This is a genomic window from Jiangella gansuensis DSM 44835 (assembly GCF_000515395.1).
Classification (GTDB): Bacteria; Actinomycetota; Actinomycetes; order Jiangellales; family Jiangellaceae; genus Jiangella; species Jiangella gansuensis.
Window position 1 is genome coordinate 2,796,705 of the sequence record NZ_KI911782.1, and the last position, 16,431, is coordinate 2,813,135.

Sequence of the window (16,431 nt, forward strand, 5' to 3'; positions counted from 1 at the left end):
CGGCAGAAACCCGATGGTGCCCGCGTGGGGCACCCCGATACAATGCGGGGCATGGGAGCGATAGGTATTGCCGCTGTGGCGTTCTGGCGGCCCCGCCTCGACGTCACGGCGTAACCCCGTTCTTCACCGGCTGAGTCCGACGCGTTCCGCGTCGCCGCCGGTTCGCGGGAGCACGCCGCAGCCGCCCGTCCCTCAGTGACACCACCTGAGGCGACGGCGCGGCTCTTCAGCGTTCACTGACGACTCCCGCACCCCGATTGGTCGTGATGGCCGATGCCTCGCCACGCCCGAAATCACTCCCGTACGACGAGCCGCGGTCGCGGCACGAAGACCGCCGAACCCAACCACGGCGGCATTCATCTGCTCCGAGACAGTTCCGTCAGCCGGCGCCTGGTGCGATCGTCCGGCGCCGGCCCCGGCGACCTCGTCGTCGAGCTCGGCGCCGGCACCGGCGCGCTGACCGGTCCGCTGGCGTCGACCGGCGCGCGCGTCATCGCCGTCGAGCGGCATCCGCGCTTCGTGGCCGCCCTGCAGCGGCGCTTCGCCGACCAGCCCGCGGTCCGCGTCGTCGCCGGGGACGCCCGCACCGTGATGTTGCCGCGCCGGTCGTTCTCGGTGGTCGCGAACATCCCGTACGCGATCTCCACCGCGCTGCTGCGCCGGCTGCTGGATCCGGAGGATACCTCGGTCGTCGGCGCGGACCTCCTGGTCCAATGGGGCTTCGCGAAGCGGATGACCGCCTCCCACCCGCGCGATCTGGAGGTGGCCTGGTGGCAGGCCCGGTTCGAGCTGAGCATCGCCGGGCGGGTCCGGCCGGCGAGCTTCGATCCCGCGCCGTCGGTCGATTCCGCACATCTGGTGGTTCGTCGTCGCGCCGACGTGTCCCGGCGTACGGCCCGGGCGGCGCGCCGGCTGTTGCAGGATCGGTACCGGACGCCCAGCCGGCCGGCTCGTGAGGTCCTGGCCGCGCACGTGCCGAAGAAGCGGGCGCACCGGTTGCTGACGTCGACCGGGATCGACCCGCCGGCGGCGGCCGATACAGTCCCGACCGGGGTCTGGCTGGACCTGGCCCGGGAAGTGTCGGCCGAATCGTGACCTCGGCGTGCCTTGACGCGTTGAACTGTCAGCTATAGTTTCGGCCCAGGCCGGTATTCGCCGGCTTCTGGGCAAGGAGGATGACCGGTGCGAGTTCGAGGCTTGGCGGTGGCGGCGGCTGTTGCGCTGACCGTGACTGCATGCGGCGGTTCCGACGACACGGCCGGCGGTGGCTCGGCCGAGGTCACCGTGTGGATGTATCCCGTCATCCCGGATCAGGACACGAGTATCGAGTTCTGGGATCAGGTGGAGGCGGACTTCGAGGCCGAGCACGACGACATCGACCTCACCATCGAGCTGCAGCCGTGGGAGGGCCGCGACGAGAAGATCGCCACGGCCATCGCCTCCGGGCAGGGGCCGGACCTCGTCCTGCTCACGCCGGACCAGACGCTGCAGTACCAGGTGACGGGCGGTCTCAAGCCGGTCGACGCCGCGGTCGAGGACTCCCGCGACGCGTACCTGCCGGCAGCGCTGGACGTGGTGACGTTCGAGGACGAGCTGTACGGCGTTCCGATCTACCACACCAGCACGACAACGGCGTACAACACCGCGGCGTTCGAGGCAGCCGGCATCACCGAGCTGCCCACCACCTGGGAGGACGTGCTGGCCGCCGCGCCGGCGCTCGCCGCCAACGGGGTGGCCGTCATGGACTACTCCGGGTCTCCGGAAATGACGCTGAACCTGAGCTTCTACCCGCTGCTGTGGCAGGCCGGCGGCTCGGTGTTCACCGAGGACGGCAGCGATGTCGCGTTCGACGGGCCGGAGGGCGTTGCGGCGCTGCAGTTCCTGCTCGACCTCCAGGAGCTCGGCGGGCTGCCGGCGGACGCCGCCACCAAGCCCAACGCCGTCGAGGGCGGCCCGGTCGGTGCCGGCACGGTTGCCATGGGCTACGCCATGGCCAAGTTCGAGATCGAGCAGATGCAGGCCGCCCTGGGCGAGGAGAACGTCGTCGCCGGCGCGCCGCTCACCGGTGAGGAGCAGGTGTCCTTCGGCATCCCAGGGGTGCTGGCGCTGACGAGCATCAGCGACGACGACGACGCGGCGCTCTCCGTCGCGGAGTACATCTCGTCGCCGGATGTCGCGGTCGGCCTGAACGAGGCCGCCGGCACGTTCCCGGCCCGCAGCGACGTGGAGCCGCCGGCCGGCGACGAGGTCGTCCAGACGCTGAACGACGCGTTGCAGTACTCCCGCCCGGGTGAGGTGACGCCCACGGCCCGCCAGGTGATGGCGGTACTGTCGTCGCAGCTGCAGGCCGCGCTGCAGGGGTCGAAGTCGGCTGAGGACGCCCTGGCCGACGCCGCCCAGGAAGCCCGCGACCTCATCGCCCGAGGCGGCTGACAGCCCGTAACCACGGGCAAGGAGACCCGCAATGACTGTGCACCGCCAGGCCGTGCCGCGGCCGTCGTGGCGGCAGCGTGCCCGCGACCCAGGCTGGGGACTGCTGTTCGTCCTGCCGATGCTCGTGCTCTTCGTGATCTTCCGGTACGTACCGAGCCTCGGCGCGGTCGGGATGAGTTTCACCGACTACCGGCTCAGCGGAGAGTTCACGTTCATCGGGGCGGAGAACTACCAACGGTTGTTCTCCGACGGCCTGTTCTTCGACAGCATGCGGGTCACCCTGATCTACGCGGTCATCTACGTCCCGATCACCGTGGTGGTCGCGCTGGCGACAGCGACGATGCTGCACCACGTGATCCGTGGACGCGGGTTGTTCCGTGGCCTGTTGTTCCTGCCGTACGTGACGTCGTTCGTGATGGCCGGCATCATCTGGACCTGGATCTACCAGTCCGACGGTCTGATCAACGGAATGCTGGATCGGATCGGCCTGGGACCGGTCGGGTTCCTGTCCGGCAACCAGGCGATGGTGCTCGGCTCCCTGGCGATCGTCTCGGTGTGGAAGAGCTTCGGCTACTCGATGCTCATCCTGCTGGCCGGGCTGAAGAACATCCCGGGCGACGTCATGGAGGCGGCGACGCTCGACGGCGCCGGCCCGTGGGGGAAGTTCCGCCGCATCACGCTGCCGCTGCTGAAGCCGGTGGTGTTCTTCGTCCTGGTCATCGAGACCATCGCCGCCTTCCAGGTGTTCGACACGATCTACGTCATGACCGGCGGCGGGCCGGCGCGGGCGTCGTACGGATTGGTGTACATGCTCTACGACCAGGGGTTCAAGTTCTTCGACTTCGGCTACGCCGCCACCATCGGCGTGGTGCTGTTCCTCGTCGTGTTCGTGATCTCGCTGGTGCAGCGGTACGTCCTGGATCGGGAGAACACGTGACGACGCTGACCGCACCGCCCGCGCCACCGCAAGCCGAGACTCCGGCCGGCGGACGGCGCCGCCGCCGGCGCACCGGCATGAACCTCTGGCTGACGCTGCTGCTGGTGCTGGCCTCGGTCTTCACCGTGGTGCCCTTCGTGGCGGTGATCGTGCTCGCGCTGAGCCCGGAGAACGCGCCGACGATCCCGCAGCAGCTGCCCGACGAGGTCACGCTGGACAACCTGTCCGCCGTGCTGTCGGCATCGTCGTTCCTGCGCTGGACGCTCAACTCGTTCGTGTACTCGATCGTCTCCGTGGTAGTCATCCTGCTGACCGCCGCCATGGCCGGGTACGCCTTCGCCCGCAAGCGATTCCCGGGCAGCAACGCGCTGATGTGGTCGTTCCTGGCCACCCTGATGGTGCCGGCCCAGGCCACGCTGATCCCGATGTTCGTGTTGGTGTCGCGGCTGGACGGCGTGAACACCTTCTGGGGCCTGATCGTGCCCACGCTGGCGAACTCGCAGGCGGTCTTCCTGATGCGCCAGTTCATCAAGGGCCTGCCCGACGACCTGTTCGATGCGGCGAAGATCGACGGGGCGGGGGAGTGGACGGTGTTCTGGCGCCTGGTCCTGCCGCTCACCAAGCCGGTCCTGGCGACCCTCGGCATCTTCGTGTTCCTGTGGCACTGGAATGACTTCCTGTGGCCGCTGGTCATCGCGCAGACCGACGAGATGCGGACACTGACGGTCGGGCTGTCCACGCTGAACGCCGAGTCGGTGGCCAGGGCGCGGATCATGGCGTCGGCCGCCATCAGCGTGGTCCCGTGTTTGATCATCTTCGGGGTCCTGCAGCGCTACCTGGTGAACAGCATCGCCACGTCGGGGTTGAAGGGCTGATCGCTGCGATGCGGGTGTTCGACGCCCACCGGGTGCTCGGGCCGGTCCCGGGTGACCTGGTGCCGTCGGCCGACGCCGATGGCCTGGTCGCCGAGCTGGACCATCTCGGGATCGACGGCGCGGCCGTCACCCCGAGCGCCGGGCTGTACGGTGACCCGACGTACGAGCACGAGGGCCTGGCGGGCCCGGTGCCGGAACGGCTCACCGTCGTCCCGGTGGTGCTGCCGGCGGTGCCCGGTGCCGGCTGGCCGGCCGGCCCCGGCGACGTCGTCGAGTCGGCGCCGGCGATGGTGCGCACCTGCCCGGTGCGACACCGCTACGCCCTCACCGGGCCGGTGGCGCTGCGCTGGTGGCGGGAGCTCGCCGCCGCCGGCATCCCGGTGGCGCTGGACGCCGGCGAGTGCGGCCTGGACCGGGTGGGTGCCCTCGCCGCCGCGGTGCCGGGCCTGCGGATCCTGGTGCTGTCGCCGGGCTATCGCTGCCTGCGCGAACTGACCGAACTCATGGACACCCACGCAGGCGTGCACGTCGAGACGGGCACGCTGGTAGCCGCCGGTGCGGTGGAGTGGCTGGCCGGACACGCCGGCGCGCACCGGCTGGTCTTCGGCACCGGGGCACCGGTCTGGGACGACGCCGGGCCGCGGTTCCAGCTCGAGCACCTGCGCCTGCCCACCGCCGACGTCGAACTGATCGCCGCGGGCTCCTTCGACCTGCTGCGCGCCGGGACGCGGTCATGAGCGGTCCCGTCCCACACGACTTCTGGAGGCTTGTCTACGCTACGAGGCCCCCTGAAAGGTGGACAAGTCTCCAGAAGTGGGCCCGAGGAGGTCCCGCATGAACCCCGTCGTGGACGCGCACGGGCACGTCGGCAGCTGGGCCGACTTCTTCGTCCCGCAGCCGGACCCGGACTGGCTGGTCGCCACCAACGAGGCCATCGGGATCGACATCGTCGGTGTCTCGCATCTGGTGGCGGTCGGCCGCGACGTCCTGGCCGGCAACGAGCTGGCGCTTGGCCTGGCGGAGCGATACCCCGGCCGGATCGGGGTCTGGCTGGTCGGCGACCCGCACCGCCCGGACGCGCCGGCGACGCTGCGCGAGCAGCTGTCCCGGCCCGGCGTCTGGGGCTTCAAGCTGCACCCGGACACGCACGGCTGCGCCGCCGACGACCCCCGTTACGACCCCGTGCTCGAGCTGGCCGCCGAGGCAGGGGTCCCGGTGCTCGTGCACGGGCAGAGCGGCTCGCCGCGCGCCGACCCCGCGCAGTTGGCCGCCCTGGCCGACCGGCACCCGGAGGTTCCGGTCCTGCTCGGTCACGCGGGCCTGTGGCCGGACGGGTTCGACCGGGCCGCCCGGCTCGCCGCGGCCAGGGCGAACCTGTACCTGGAAATCTGCGGCTCCCGGCTGACGACCCGCTGGCTCGAACGCATGGTGGCGCTGGCGGGCGCGGATCGCGTGGTGTTCGGTACCGACGCCTGCTTCCTCGACCCGCGGACGGGCCTGGGCAAGGTGCGCTTCGCCCGGCTCACCGACACCGACCGCGCTCAGGTGCTCGGTGGGACGATGGCGCGGTTGCTCGGGCCGCGGCTCGTGACACCGCTGCATCATGACGCACCCAGGAGCGACGCGAGATGACCACACTGGCCGTCGACGGCGGCGAGCCCACCCGTAGCGCGGCCTGGCCGGCCTGGCCGCCTGCGGCCTCGCCCGAGCAGCAGGCGCTGCTGGCCGACGTGGTCGAGAGCGGCCGCTGGGGTGCCACCGCCGGGCCGCTGTGCGACCAGCTGGCCGAGCGGTTCGCCCAGCAGCACGGCGCCCGCCACGGCATCGTGCTGACCAACGGGACCCTGGCGCTGTTCGTGGCACTGCGCGCGGCCGGGGTTCGGCCCGGCGACGAGGTGGTCATCCCGGCATACACCTTCGTCGCCTGTGCCACGTCGGTCCTGCTGCTCGGCGCGGTGCCGGTGGTGGCCGACGTCGACGGCGATCACCTGCATCTGACCGCCGAGACGGTGCGCCCCGCACTGAGCGCGCGCACCCGGGCGGTCATGGCGGTGCACCTGGCCGGCAGCCCGGCGCCGATGGACGAGCTGGTCGCGCTGGCGGCCGGGCGCGACCTCGCCGTCATCGAGGACAGTGCCCAGGCACACGGCGCCGCGTACCGGGGCCGGCCGGTCGGCGGCCTCGGCACCGCCGGCACCTTCAGCTTCCAGTCCAGCAAGGCCATGACCGCCGGTGAAGGCGGCCTGATCGTCACCGACGACGCCGGCCTGGCCGAGCGCGCGTGGTCGGCCTGCAACGTCGGCCGGACTCGCGTCGGCGCCTGGTACCACCACGCCGACATCGGCTGGAACCTCCGGATGACGGAGCTGCAGGCGGCCCTGCTGCTGCCGTGGCTGGACCGGCTCGGCGAAGAGGTGGCCGCGCGGGAGGCGTTCGCCCAGGACGTCCAGCTCGGCCTCGACGCCTGGGACGGTCCGGTGCGGGTGGTGCCCGACCCGCCCGGCACGACGGCGAACTCGCGGCATCTGCTCATGCTGCGGGCGGGCACGGGGGAGCGGCGGGCGACAGGTGAGGGCGCTCCGGACCGCGAGTGGGTGCTGGCCGCCATGGAGGCCGAGGGCGTGGCGCTGGACGCCGGCTATCCGCCGCTGGGCGGCATGGCGTCGCTGCGCGGCCAGGTGCGGGCGCTCGCGGCGCCGGGCACCGAGGCGGCCGCACGGGAGGTGTTCTGGGTGCGCCAGCCGTACCTGATGGCCGGCCCGGACGGCGCGGCGGACGTCGTGGCGGCGGTGCGGCGGGTGTTCGGCGATCGACGCGCTTGGCTGCGCTGACGCGCGGCGGCAGACCCGCATTCCGGCACACACGCGACAAAGCCACGGCCGGCGTCCCTCAATGTGAGACTTTCGGTTGCGCTTGACCGGGGGCCGTGACTGATCATGGTCGCAAGCGTTGTCCCACCACACTGGCAGGAGTGGCGATGGGTCAGAAGCTGGGTAAACGGTTCATGATCGCGTTCGGTCTGGGCCTGGTGTTGGCCCTGATCTTCGACCATTCAGCCGCGGGTTTCGCCGTGGGATTCGCCATCGTCTTCGGGGGCGGCCTGGCCGCGGAATGACTGTCCCGTGATCATGTTCCCTCGCGGGCACATGCGGCCCGTTAGAGGACATGATCATGGGGACAGCGCGAAGTTGTCCACAGATCGGCTGACCCCACTCGCACACAGTGGCGCCGGGACGGACGATCGCGGTCATGGATCTACCGTCGAAGCTGCGCACGCCAGCCGCGGTCGGGTTGCTCGAGCGCCAGTCGGGGCTCATCAGCATCGTCCAGCTCCGCACCCTCGGGTTCGACGGACGGTCGGCTCGGCGGCGGGTGACGCGAGGGCGCTGGCAGCGGCCGTTCCGCGGCGTCTTCGCGACCTTCAGCGGCCCGCTCGACCGCGACGCGCAGATCTGGGCGGCGATCCTCGCCGTCCATCCGGCAGCGGTCGCCAGCCACGCCACGGCGGCCGAGCTCGATGGTCTCACCGGGCGGGTCGACGATCGGATCCACGTGACCGCTCCGGTCAGCCGGCGCGTCCGCGGCTGCCTGGACGGCGTCGTGGTGCATTACGCCCATCGGCTGCAGCTGTCCCGGCACCCGGCCGCGAACCCGCCGCGCACCAGGCTCGACGACACCGTCCTGGACCTCGTGGACACCGCACGACGGGCCCGTAGCGTCGAGTCGTACGTCACCATGGCGGTGCAGAAGCGCCTGACGACACCGGCGCGCCTGGCGGCCTCGCTGATGGCGCGCAAGAAGATCCGCTGGCGGTCCTTGGTCGAGTCGATGCTGGCGGACGTCGCCGACGGCGCCCATTCGCCGCTGGAGCTCCACCACCTGCGAGCCGTGGAGCGTGCACATGGGTTGCCGAAGGGTGTCCGGCAGCGCCGTCGCGCCGGCGCCCGGGTCGTCTGGATCGACGTCGACTACGAACGCTTCGACACCAGAGTGGAGCTGGACGGCCGGCTCGGCCACGAGGGCGATGGCCGGTTCCGGGACCGGCGCCGCGACAACGCCGGTACGGTCGGCGGCGCGTGGACGCTGCGCTACGGGCATGCCGAAGTCTTCGGCCAGCCGTGCCAGGTGGCCGTGGAACAGGCCAAGGTGCTGCGGGACCGGGGCTGGGCCGGCCGGCCCCGGCCGTGCGGGCAGACCTGCCCCATCCCTTGATCATGTTCCCTCGCGGGCGCGTACGGACCCCCGAGGGAACATGATCAAGGGATGGAACGGCACATCTTGACATCGGAGCTCGCGACAAAATACGGTCTGGACCGTAACTGTTGCGAGAAAGGATGCCGGGTGCACAGCATCGAGGAGCTGGACGAGCGGTTGTCGCGGCCGCGGCCGGGGCTGGTCGAGGACCTGCGTCGCCTGGACGGCGATATCGTCGTCCTCGGCGCGAGTGGCAAGCTCGGGGTGAGCCTGGTGCGGCTGGCCGTCCGAGCGGTCGCGGAGGCCGGTACCAACGCCAGGGTGACCGCGGTGTCGCGGTTCACCGCCCCCGGATCGTTCGAGGCCATGCAGGCCACCGGCGCGGACGTGGTGGCCGCCGACGTCGGCGACGACGACGCGCTGGCCGCACTGCCCGACGCCGCCAACGTCGTGTACCTCGTCGGGGCGAAGTTCGGCACCGACGGTCACGAGGCAGGCACGTGGGAGACCAACGTCTACCTGCCCGGCCGGGTGGCGCGGCGCTACGCGGGCTCCCGGTTCAGCGCGCTGTCCACCGGCAACGTGTACCCGCTGGCCTCCGTCGGCACCGGGGGTGCCACCGAGGACACCCCGCCCGGCCCGGTGGGGGAGTACGCCATGTCGTGCCTCGGCCGCGAGCGCATCCTGCAGGCGGCGTCCGAGCGCGACGGCACGCCGATGGCCATCATCCGGCTCAACTACGCCGTCGAGATGCGCTACGGAGTGCTCGTCGACCTCGCCCAGACCATCGCCGCGGGGGAGCCGGTCGACCTGACCACGGGCCACGCGAACGTCGTCTGGCAGGGCTACACCAACGAGGTGACGTTGCGCGCCCTCCTGCACGCCTCCACACCGCCCTTCGCGCTCAACCTGACCGGTCCCGAAACGTTGTCGATCCGGCAGGTCGCCACCGACCTGGCCGCGGCCCTCGGCGAGCCGGTCACCTTCACCGGAGCGGAGGCAGCGACGTCGCTGCTGTCCAACGCCGCGCGGTGCCACGGCCTCTTCGGCTATCCGGACGTGACGGTGCCCGAGCTCGTCGAGGCCACCGCGCAGTGGGTCCGCAAGGGGCTGCCGACCCTCGGCAAGCCGACCAAGTTCCAGCAGCGCAACGGGAAGTTCTGATGACCATCTCCGCCCTGGAGCGGTTCCGGGCCGGGGGCGTCGTCCCCGCCCACCCGCTCGCCCTCGACGACGACCGCAAGCTCGACGAGCGTCGACAGCGGGCGCTGGCCCGCTACTACATCGAGGCCGGCGCCACCGGCCTGGCGGTCGCGGTGCACACCACCCAGTTCGCGGTGCACGAACCCGGTCGAGGGCTGCTGGCCCCGGTGCTCGAACTGGCCGCGGGCGTCGCCGACGAGTACCCGCAGCAGCGTCCGGTCATGGTCGCGGGCCTGGTCGGCCCGGCCGAGCAGGCCGTCGCCGAGGCGGAGCTCGCCGCCGGGCTGGGATACGACCTCGCGCTGCTCACGCCCTACGGCGTCGGCAGCGCCAGCGAGGACGAGCTGATCGAGCGGGCCCGGGCCGTCGGCGAGGTGCTTCCGGTCATCGGGTTCTACCTGCAGCCGGCGGTCGGCGGCCGGGTGCTCGGCCGGACGTTCTGGCGGCGGCTGGCCGAGTTGCCGTCCGTCGTCGGCATCAAGGTGGCGCCGTTCGACCGCTACGCCACCCTCGAGGTGGTGCACGGCGTGGCCGCTTCGGGCCGGGCCGGCGACATGGCCCTCTACACCGGCAACGACGATCACATCGTCACCGATCTCGTCACCACGTACCGGGTCGACGGCCAGGAGCTGACGCTGGTCGGCGGCCTCCTCGGCCAGTGGGCGGTCTGGGTGCGCGGGGCGGTCGAGACGCTGGCCGCGGCGGAGCGGGCCAGGGCGGGCGACGACGCCGCGCTGCGCCGGCTGCTGGAGCTCAACCCGGTGCTCACCGATGCCAACGCGGCCATCTTCGACGCCGCCAACGCATTCCGTGGCTGCGTGCCCGGCATCCACGAGGTGCTGCGCCGGCAGGGACTGCTGGCCGGCGTCTGGTGCCTGGAGGAGGACGAGGTGCTGTCGCCGGGTCAGCTGGCCGAGATCGACCGGGTGTGGGCGGCCTACCCGCAGCTGCGCGACGACGACTTCATCGCCGAGCGACTGGACCGGTGGCTCAACGCCTAGAGGGTGACCCGGTACAGCGTCAGCGGCCGGCCGATGGTCCCGGACTCGAGGCTGCCGGACCGTTCGGCGCAGCCGGCCAGCTCGAGGCGCTGCAGCATCCGCCGCGCGGTGCGCAGCTGGACCCCGAGCCCGTCGGCGATGTCGCGGGTGGTGAGCGGGCGGTCGCCGCTGGCCGCGGTGATCTCGCGCAGGCGGTCGAGGGTGGCCACCGACAGTCCCACCCGGCTGGCGACGACGGCCCGGCTCTGCTCGGACACCGGAGCCTCGGCCGGCGCCACGGCCTCCAGCAGGATGTCGACGTCGTTGCGCGAGGACACCACCGCGGCGACGTCGCCGTGGTTGCGCGCGCGGGCCAGCGCGCGGCGGGCCAGCCGCTCGGCCTCGGCTCCGCTGTGCCCGAGACCGAAGCCGATGCGGACGACGTCGTGCCGGGGGCTCAGCCGGTGCAGCAGCGGCAGCGCGGTGAATCCGTGCGACGCGTCGTGCAGTGGCCCGCGGGTGGTGACGATGAGGGACATGGTGTCGGAATACCGGGACAGCGAACCGCCGAGCATGCCGACCTCGCGGGCTAGGTCGGCATGGTCGTTCGCCGTGGCCGGGCTGAGTTCGACCAGCCCCAGCGCCACCTGGGAGTCCTCCTGGATCTGGCTGGTGGCGGTCAGCAGCAGCTGGCGCAGCGCACCACGCACAGACTGCGGCGACGGCGCCAGCCGGAACGCCGGCAGCTCGCCGGCGAGCTCGTCGTGCACCGACGCCAGGCAGGTGACGGCGACGGCCCCGGGGTGGCGGGCGACATGACGGCGGTGGAACGCGACGAAGTCGGCCGCCGTGGCACCGGGCCGGTAGGGCATGGTGCGCACGCCGCCGGTCGGGACGCCCGCATCGGTCAGGGTGTCGTGGACCTGCGCGGTGTCGAGGGTGTCGACCGACAGCGCCGTCACGTCGGAGCCGTCGCGCAGCAGCCGCACCAGTGCCTGCAGCAGGGTCGAACCGCTGTAGTCGACGAACGTCGCCGGGCGGGTCAGCGCCTCGTGCGCGATGGTGTACGGGACGATGCCGGTGAACAGCCAGGCGTCGACGCCGGATGCATGAGTGGTGACCAGGCCGGGCGCCTGGGTCTCGTGGTCGTAGTCGAACCGGTGCACGCGTACGCCGGCCTGCTCCTCGCACACGGCCGCGACGCTGTCGACCAGGTCATGCGGGCCGACGACGCCGATCGAGGTGTCCATGCGACCACTTTAACCAGCCGTCCACCATTTCGGGCGGGGCCGATACGATGTACGTACCCGAAAAGGAGCTGACACCAACCGTGGACGTCCTCGCGATCGACGGCGGCAACCCGATCCGGCCCGCCGACAGGCCGCTGCCGTCGGCCACCGACCCCGCCGGGCGGACCTTCGGCCCGGAAGAGGAAGCCGCCGCTGTGCGGGTGCTGCGCAGCGGCATGCTCTCCGGCGTGTGGGGGAGCGAGGTGCCGGCCCTCACGACGCAGTTCGCCCAACTCGTGGGTTCGCCTCATGCCGTCGCGTGCAGCAGCGGCACCGCCGCCCTGCACCTGGCCGTCGCCGCCGTCGACCCCGACCCGGGTGACGAGATCATCCTCCCGCCCATCTCCGACATGGGCACCGTCGCCCCGGTGATCGCGCAGAACGCCGTCCCGGTGTTCGCCGACGTCGACCCCGCCACCGGCAACATCGACCCGTCGTCGGTGGCCGCGCTCATCGGGCCGCGCACCCGCGCCGTCATCGCCGTCCACCTGTTCGGCAAACCGGCCGCGGTGGAGCGGCTGCGGGCGATCACCGACCGCGCCGGCATCACCCTGATCGAGGACTGCGCCCAGGCGTACCTGGCCCCGGTGCGCCCGGGGGAGCCCGACGGACCGCTTGTCGGCACCGTCGGACAGCTGGGCTGCTTCAGCCTGCAGCAGTACAAGCACGTCACCACCGGCGACGGCGGCCTGGTCACCACCGCCGACCCGGAGCTGGCCGCCCGGATGCGCCGGTTCGCCGACAAGGGTTGGCCCCGCGAGACCGGCGAGCGCGCGTACCTCTCCTTCGCGCTGAACTACCGGATGACCGAGCTGGTCGCGGCGGTGGCTCGCGAGCAGCTGCGCAAGCTGCCCGGTGTGGTGGAGCGCCGGCGGGTCACCGCGGCCGAGGCGACGAAGCGGCTGGCCGGGCTGACCGGGCTCGGCCTGCCGGCTGACATCGGCGACCACGTCTACTGGTACTACCCACTGCTGGTCGAGGGCCTCGACGAGGCCGGGCTGGCCCGGTACGCCGCCGCGCTGAGCGCCGAGGGCGTCCCGGCCGTCGGCGGCTACCTCGCCCGCCCGCTGTACGCCGAGCCGGTGTTGCGTGAGGCGCGCACGTACGGCACCTCCGGCTACCCGCTGCGCGACCGGGCCGGCTACCCGGACGGGTTGTGCCCGGTGGCGGAGGACCTGGTCTACCGTCGCCTCGTGGTGGTGCCTTGGAACGAGAACTACACCGCGGCCGACGTCGACGACATCGCCGCGGCGATCGCGAAGGTCCACGCGGCGGTGGCGCCGTGAACGGTGAGCTCCTCGACTGCGACCTGCTCATCGGCCGCGACATCCGCACCGCCGTCCGGGTCACCGCCGGCGAGCTGGCCGCCACGCTGGCCGGCACCCGCATCTCCGGCGGTGTGGCCGGCTCGCTGCGGGCGTTGCTGTTCGACGCACCGAGCGGCAACGACGAGGCGGCCGCGGCCGCTGCGGACCACGGATGGTGGCCGGCCGCCGGCGTGGACCTGCGCGACCCGTTGACCGCGCTGGCCGAAGTGGAACGGGCGGCCGCCGCCGGGGTGCGGGCGATCCGGCTGGCACCGGCGCGCCAGGAGGTGCCGCCGACGGTGCCGGGCCTGCGCGCCGTCGTCGCGGCGGCGGTGGCGCACGGGCTACTGGTGCTCGCCGAGGGCGACCTCCGGCTGGTCGGGCCCGCGCTGCGCGGTCTCGGTGCGCGGGTCGTCTTCCTGGACGCCCACTTCTACCACCTGGGCGACTTCATCCTGCTGGCCCGCGAGGAGCCCGGCTTCCACGCCTCCACCCGGCTGCTCGGCAACCCGGACGGCTGGGAGCTCGTGGCCGGCTCGGTGGGTGCCGAACGGCTGGTGTTCGGCAGCCGGCCCGGCTGGTTCGAGGCCGGCGCCGTGCTGGCCCGGCTGGACACCGCGCGGCTGTCCCCGTCCGAACTGGACCTGGTGACGGGGCAGAACCTACGCCGGCTGCTGGAGGGGGCATCGTGATCGTCGACGTGCACGGCCACTGGGGCCCGTGGTTCTTCTCCAGCGATGTCGGTGACGCCGCCGAGAACCTGCGCGTCATGGACACCTATGGCATCGACGTGCAGCTCGTGTCGGCCGTCGAGGCGGTCGTCTACGACCCGTCGAGCGGCAACGAGGCCTTGATCCCGGTGCTGCGCGCACAGCCGCGGCTACGCGGGCTGTTCGTCGTCGACCCGCGTGATCTCGACCTCGCCGCGCGGCAGCTGGCCGAGCTGCTGCCGACGGGGTTGTTCGTCGGCGCGAAGATCCACACCCACTACGCCGGCACACCCGGTGGCGCACCGGGCATGGCCGCGGCGCTGGAGCTGCTGGCCACACACGACCTGCCCGCGCTGGTGCACACGTGGGGCGAGGAGGTCGTCGGCCTGGCCGACGTCGTGGCCGCGGTGGAGGGCGCCCGGGTAGTGGCAGCACATCTCGGCGGGCCGGCCTGGCCGCTGGTCCCCGAGGCGGCCGAGCGGACCGACCGATTGTGGTTCGAGCCGTGCTGGTCCACCCCCGCCGCCGGCCGGGTGCGCTGGGTGCTGGACCGCATCGGCGCGCACCGGCTGATGTTCGGCAGCGACGCCACCCTGATCGACCCGTCGGTCACGCTCGCCGCGGTACAGGCGGCGGAACTCACCCCCGCCGAGGAGGAGCTCGTCATGTGGCGCAACGCCGTGGACGTCTTCCGCCTGCCGCCCCCGAAATGATCACGTCCACCATGGGTGTTCCCGCCGCACCAGGAATGCTTGCCTGCTGAAGCGGGAACTCGCCTGAGGGTGTCGGGGCCGCCGCGCCACACGCACCCTGGCAGACTGGACGACGACCAACCAGGAGGCCGCCGTGCGCACCGTCGAACCCGAAGTCCACCTCATCGCCCGTCCCGATTTCGACTACGACGAGGTCGCCCGCTACCTCGCCGACGTGGGCGGCGAGAACTGGCTGGAACGGGTCGACCGCGGCGAGCTCGACGACGCGCAGAACCTAGCCGAGTTCGCCGGGCGCATCTGCTACCGGTCGTGGGAGCCGGGGCTGAACCCGAACGTCAGCCGCATCCGCAGCGACCAGACGCAGTACCTGCAGAACATCCTGTCCAGCGCCCACGGCTCCGTCCTCGAGCACGTCAACTTCTCGTTCGTGCTCCACAACGTCAGCCGCGTCGCCACCCACGAGCTCGTCCGGCACCGCGCCGGCGTCGCCGTCTCGCAGGAGTCGCTGCGCTTCGTCCGTCTCGACGACCTCCCGTTCTGGTTCCCCGAGTGGGCCCGCGAGGACGACGAGCTGATGAAGCGCGCCACCGCGCTGCTGGATCAGATGGAGCAGTTCCAGCTCTGGATGGCCGAGCACTTCGGGCTGGACGAGGAGGGCGTGAAGTTCAGCGAGAAGAAGGCGAAGACCTCCTTCATGCGCCGCTTCGCCCCGGAAGGCGTGGCCACCGGTTTGGTGTGGACGGCGAACGTGCGCACGCTGCGGCACGTCATCGAGAACCGCACCGCACCGGGCGCGGAGGAGGAGATCCGCCTGCTGCTCGGCAAGGTCGGCGACATCATGGTCAAGGAAGCGCCGGCGCTGTTCGGCGACTACACCGTCGAGGAGGGCGTGTGGACGCCCGGCTGGCGGAAGGTCTAAGGCCGTCCGGCGCCGTCTGACGCGGTCGGACGCCCCCGCCTCGCCCGGGCGTGTTCCCGCGGCAACAGGCAAGCATTCCTGGTACGGCGGGAACACCCATGGTGGACGTGATCATTCGGGGGCCAGGACGCGGGCCGGCTTCCAGCCGAGAACGTGCTGGGTGTCGTCGGGGACGACGGAGGTGCCGGCGACGTCCGCGGTGGCGGTGAAGGCGCGGTACGGCCCGGTGTAGGCCAGCGCGCAATCGATCGCGCCGGCCAGGTCGCTGGTGGCCAGGGTCGCGATGGGGGTGCGGCCGTCGCGCATGGTCATGGGCCGCGGAGGCGTCCCTTCGGGCGCGCGCCACAGTGGCCAGTCGGCGTCCGGGGTGGGGTAGATCAGCCGCAGCGAACAGGCGGTGATGCCCAACTCGGGGGCCAGCGCGCGCACCACCTGCTCGCCCAGCCGCTTGGTCAGCCCGTACGGCTGCACGGCGTCCGGGGTGGCGGCCAGCGGATCGATGACGTCGGTGCCGTAGCGCCGGAACACCGACATGGTGCTGATGTGCACGAACGCGCGGACGCCCGCGGCCGCCGCCAGCGACATCGCCAGGTGCAAGGATGCGACGTTGACCTCGTAGGCGGCGTGAACGGTGGCCGGGTCGTACTGCTCGGCGCGCGGCACGACCGCGGCCATGTGCACGACGCCGTCGACGCCGTCCACCCCACGGGCGACGTCGTCGGCGGAACGGGCATCGCCCTCGAGCCATTCGACGCCGTCCGCGGAGACCGGCCGCCGGTCGAGGACCCGCACCCTGTGGCTGCCGGCCAGGTGCGGGACGGTGTGGCTGCCCACCATGCCGGAGCCGCCGATCACCAGTACGTTCATGCCA

At 72.0% G+C, this 16,431-nt stretch carries 17 protein-coding genes; 15 read left to right on the plus strand and 2 right to left on the minus strand.

Translation table 11 applies throughout. The features are described from left to right. Positions 1–360 precede the first annotated feature (360 nt). The 11 genes from JIAGA_RS29625 (at position 361) to JIAGA_RS0113545 (ending at position 10,643) form a co-directional block, all read left to right on the plus strand. Entirely contained in the window at positions 361–1,095 is a 735-nt protein-coding gene (locus tag JIAGA_RS29625; RefSeq protein ID WP_425402787.1) for a 23S rRNA (adenine(2058)-N(6))-methyltransferase Erm(C), read from the plus strand. 87 nt (positions 1,096–1,182) lie between these two features. After that, entirely contained in the window at positions 1,183–2,433 is a 1,251-nt protein-coding gene (locus JIAGA_RS0113500; protein WP_026876070.1) for a sugar ABC transporter substrate-binding protein, read from the plus strand. A gap of 31 nt (positions 2,434–2,464) precedes the next feature. Beyond that, positions 2,465–3,370 (plus strand): carbohydrate ABC transporter permease, encoded by a 906-nt coding sequence (locus JIAGA_RS29630; protein ID WP_051426057.1) that lies wholly within the window; start codon positions 2,465–2,467, stop codon positions 3,368–3,370. After that, a complete protein-coding gene (locus tag JIAGA_RS0113510) occupies positions 3,367–4,245 on the plus strand; it encodes a carbohydrate ABC transporter permease (protein WP_035812510.1) in 879 nt (292 codons plus the stop codon). Before JIAGA_RS29630 ends, JIAGA_RS0113510 begins: the two co-directional genes overlap by 4 nt. Before the next feature lie 8 nt (positions 4,246–4,253). Then, positions 4,254–4,982, plus strand: coding sequence for an amidohydrolase family protein (locus JIAGA_RS33115; protein ID WP_026876072.1), 729 nt, complete (start codon positions 4,254–4,256; stop codon positions 4,980–4,982). 97 nt (positions 4,983–5,079) lie between these two features. Continuing rightward, the gene (locus JIAGA_RS29640; protein WP_051426058.1) at positions 5,080–5,877 is read left to right on the plus strand and encodes an amidohydrolase family protein; all 798 of its coding nucleotides are present in this window, start codon (positions 5,080–5,082) and stop codon (positions 5,875–5,877) included. Next, entirely contained in the window at positions 5,874–7,076 is a 1,203-nt protein-coding gene (locus JIAGA_RS0113525) for a DegT/DnrJ/EryC1/StrS family aminotransferase (protein WP_026876073.1), read from the plus strand. The genes JIAGA_RS29640 and JIAGA_RS0113525 overlap by 4 nt, the downstream gene beginning before the upstream one ends. A 146-nt stretch (positions 7,077–7,222) precedes the next feature. Further along, a complete protein-coding gene (locus JIAGA_RS34560; RefSeq protein WP_157553129.1) occupies positions 7,223–7,360 on the plus strand; it encodes a hypothetical protein in 138 nt (45 codons plus the stop codon). A 134-nt stretch (positions 7,361–7,494) separates the two neighbouring features. Next, complete coding sequence (locus JIAGA_RS0113535; RefSeq protein ID WP_035812512.1) at positions 7,495–8,457, plus strand: type IV toxin-antitoxin system AbiEi family antitoxin domain-containing protein; 963 nt, start codon at positions 7,495–7,497, stop codon at positions 8,455–8,457. A gap of 129 nt (positions 8,458–8,586) precedes the next feature. Next, positions 8,587–9,603: an NAD-dependent epimerase/dehydratase family protein gene (locus JIAGA_RS0113540; RefSeq protein WP_026876075.1), complete on the plus strand. Its 1,017-nt coding sequence runs from the start codon at positions 8,587–8,589 to the stop codon at positions 9,601–9,603. Next, positions 9,603–10,643, plus strand: coding sequence for a dihydrodipicolinate synthase family protein (locus JIAGA_RS0113545; protein WP_026876076.1), 1,041 nt, complete (start codon positions 9,603–9,605; stop codon positions 10,641–10,643). Before JIAGA_RS0113540 ends, JIAGA_RS0113545 begins: the two co-directional genes overlap by 1 nt. Here JIAGA_RS0113545 and JIAGA_RS0113550 read toward each other — a convergent pair. Further along, positions 10,640–11,872 carry a response regulator gene (locus tag JIAGA_RS0113550; RefSeq protein WP_026876077.1) on the minus strand — a complete coding sequence of 411 codons (1,233 nt, stop codon included), beginning with the start codon at positions 11,870–11,872 and terminating at the stop codon, positions 10,640–10,642. The two genes, JIAGA_RS0113545 and JIAGA_RS0113550, sit on opposite strands and share 4 nt — an antisense overlap. Before the next feature lie 80 nt (positions 11,873–11,952). Between JIAGA_RS0113550 and JIAGA_RS0113555 the strand changes: the two genes are divergently transcribed. From JIAGA_RS0113555 to thyX, 4 genes are all read left to right on the plus strand, one after another. Then, complete coding sequence (locus tag JIAGA_RS0113555) at positions 11,953–13,197, plus strand: DegT/DnrJ/EryC1/StrS family aminotransferase (protein WP_211239648.1); 1,245 nt, start codon at positions 11,953–11,955, stop codon at positions 13,195–13,197. Beyond that, positions 13,194–13,910 carry an amidohydrolase family protein gene (locus JIAGA_RS29645; RefSeq protein ID WP_051426059.1) on the plus strand — a complete coding sequence of 239 codons (717 nt, stop codon included), beginning with the start codon at positions 13,194–13,196 and terminating at the stop codon, positions 13,908–13,910. The genes JIAGA_RS0113555 and JIAGA_RS29645 overlap by 4 nt, the downstream gene beginning before the upstream one ends. Then, complete coding sequence (locus JIAGA_RS0113565; protein ID WP_051426060.1) at positions 13,907–14,641, plus strand: amidohydrolase family protein; 735 nt, start codon at positions 13,907–13,909, stop codon at positions 14,639–14,641. The genes JIAGA_RS29645 and JIAGA_RS0113565 overlap by 4 nt, the downstream gene beginning before the upstream one ends. 133 nt (positions 14,642–14,774) lie before the next feature. Further along, entirely contained in the window at positions 14,775–15,560 is a 786-nt protein-coding gene (gene thyX, locus JIAGA_RS0113570; RefSeq protein WP_026876079.1) for an FAD-dependent thymidylate synthase, read from the plus strand. A 111-nt stretch (positions 15,561–15,671) separates the two neighbouring features. On the opposite strand, the gene JIAGA_RS33120 is transcribed toward thyX, so the two are convergent. Further along, the gene (locus JIAGA_RS33120; protein ID WP_026876080.1) at positions 15,672–16,427 is read right to left on the minus strand and encodes an NAD-dependent epimerase/dehydratase family protein; all 756 of its coding nucleotides are present in this window, start codon (positions 16,425–16,427) and stop codon (positions 15,672–15,674) included. Positions 16,428–16,431 lie beyond the last annotated feature (4 nt).

Excerpts from the sequence above, each read along its gene's own strand:
- JIAGA_RS29630 (WP_051426057.1), top strand. The coding sequence starts at position 2,465 with ATGACTGTGCACCGCCAGGCCGTGCCGCGGCCGTCGTGGCGGCAGCGT.
- JIAGA_RS33115 (WP_026876072.1), top strand. The coding sequence starts at position 4,254 with ATGCGGGTGTTCGACGCCCACCGGGTGCTCGGGCCGGTCCCGGGTGAC.
- JIAGA_RS29640 (WP_051426058.1), top strand. The coding sequence starts at position 5,080 with ATGAACCCCGTCGTGGACGCGCACGGGCACGTCGGCAGCTGGGCCGAC.
- JIAGA_RS0113525 (WP_026876073.1), top strand. The coding sequence starts at position 5,874 with ATGACCACACTGGCCGTCGACGGCGGCGAGCCCACCCGTAGCGCGGCC.
- JIAGA_RS34560 (WP_157553129.1), top strand. The coding sequence starts at position 7,223 with ATGGGTCAGAAGCTGGGTAAACGGTTCATGATCGCGTTCGGTCTGGGC.
- JIAGA_RS0113535 (WP_035812512.1), top strand. The coding sequence starts at position 7,495 with ATGGATCTACCGTCGAAGCTGCGCACGCCAGCCGCGGTCGGGTTGCTC.
- JIAGA_RS0113545 (WP_026876076.1), top strand. The coding sequence starts at position 9,603 with ATGACCATCTCCGCCCTGGAGCGGTTCCGGGCCGGGGGCGTCGTCCCC.
- JIAGA_RS0113550 (WP_026876077.1), bottom strand. The coding sequence starts at position 11,872 with ATGGACACCTCGATCGGCGTCGTCGGCCCGCATGACCTGGTCGACAGC.
- JIAGA_RS33120 (WP_026876080.1), bottom strand. The coding sequence starts at position 16,427 with ATGAACGTACTGGTGATCGGCGGCTCCGGCATGGTGGGCAGCCACACC.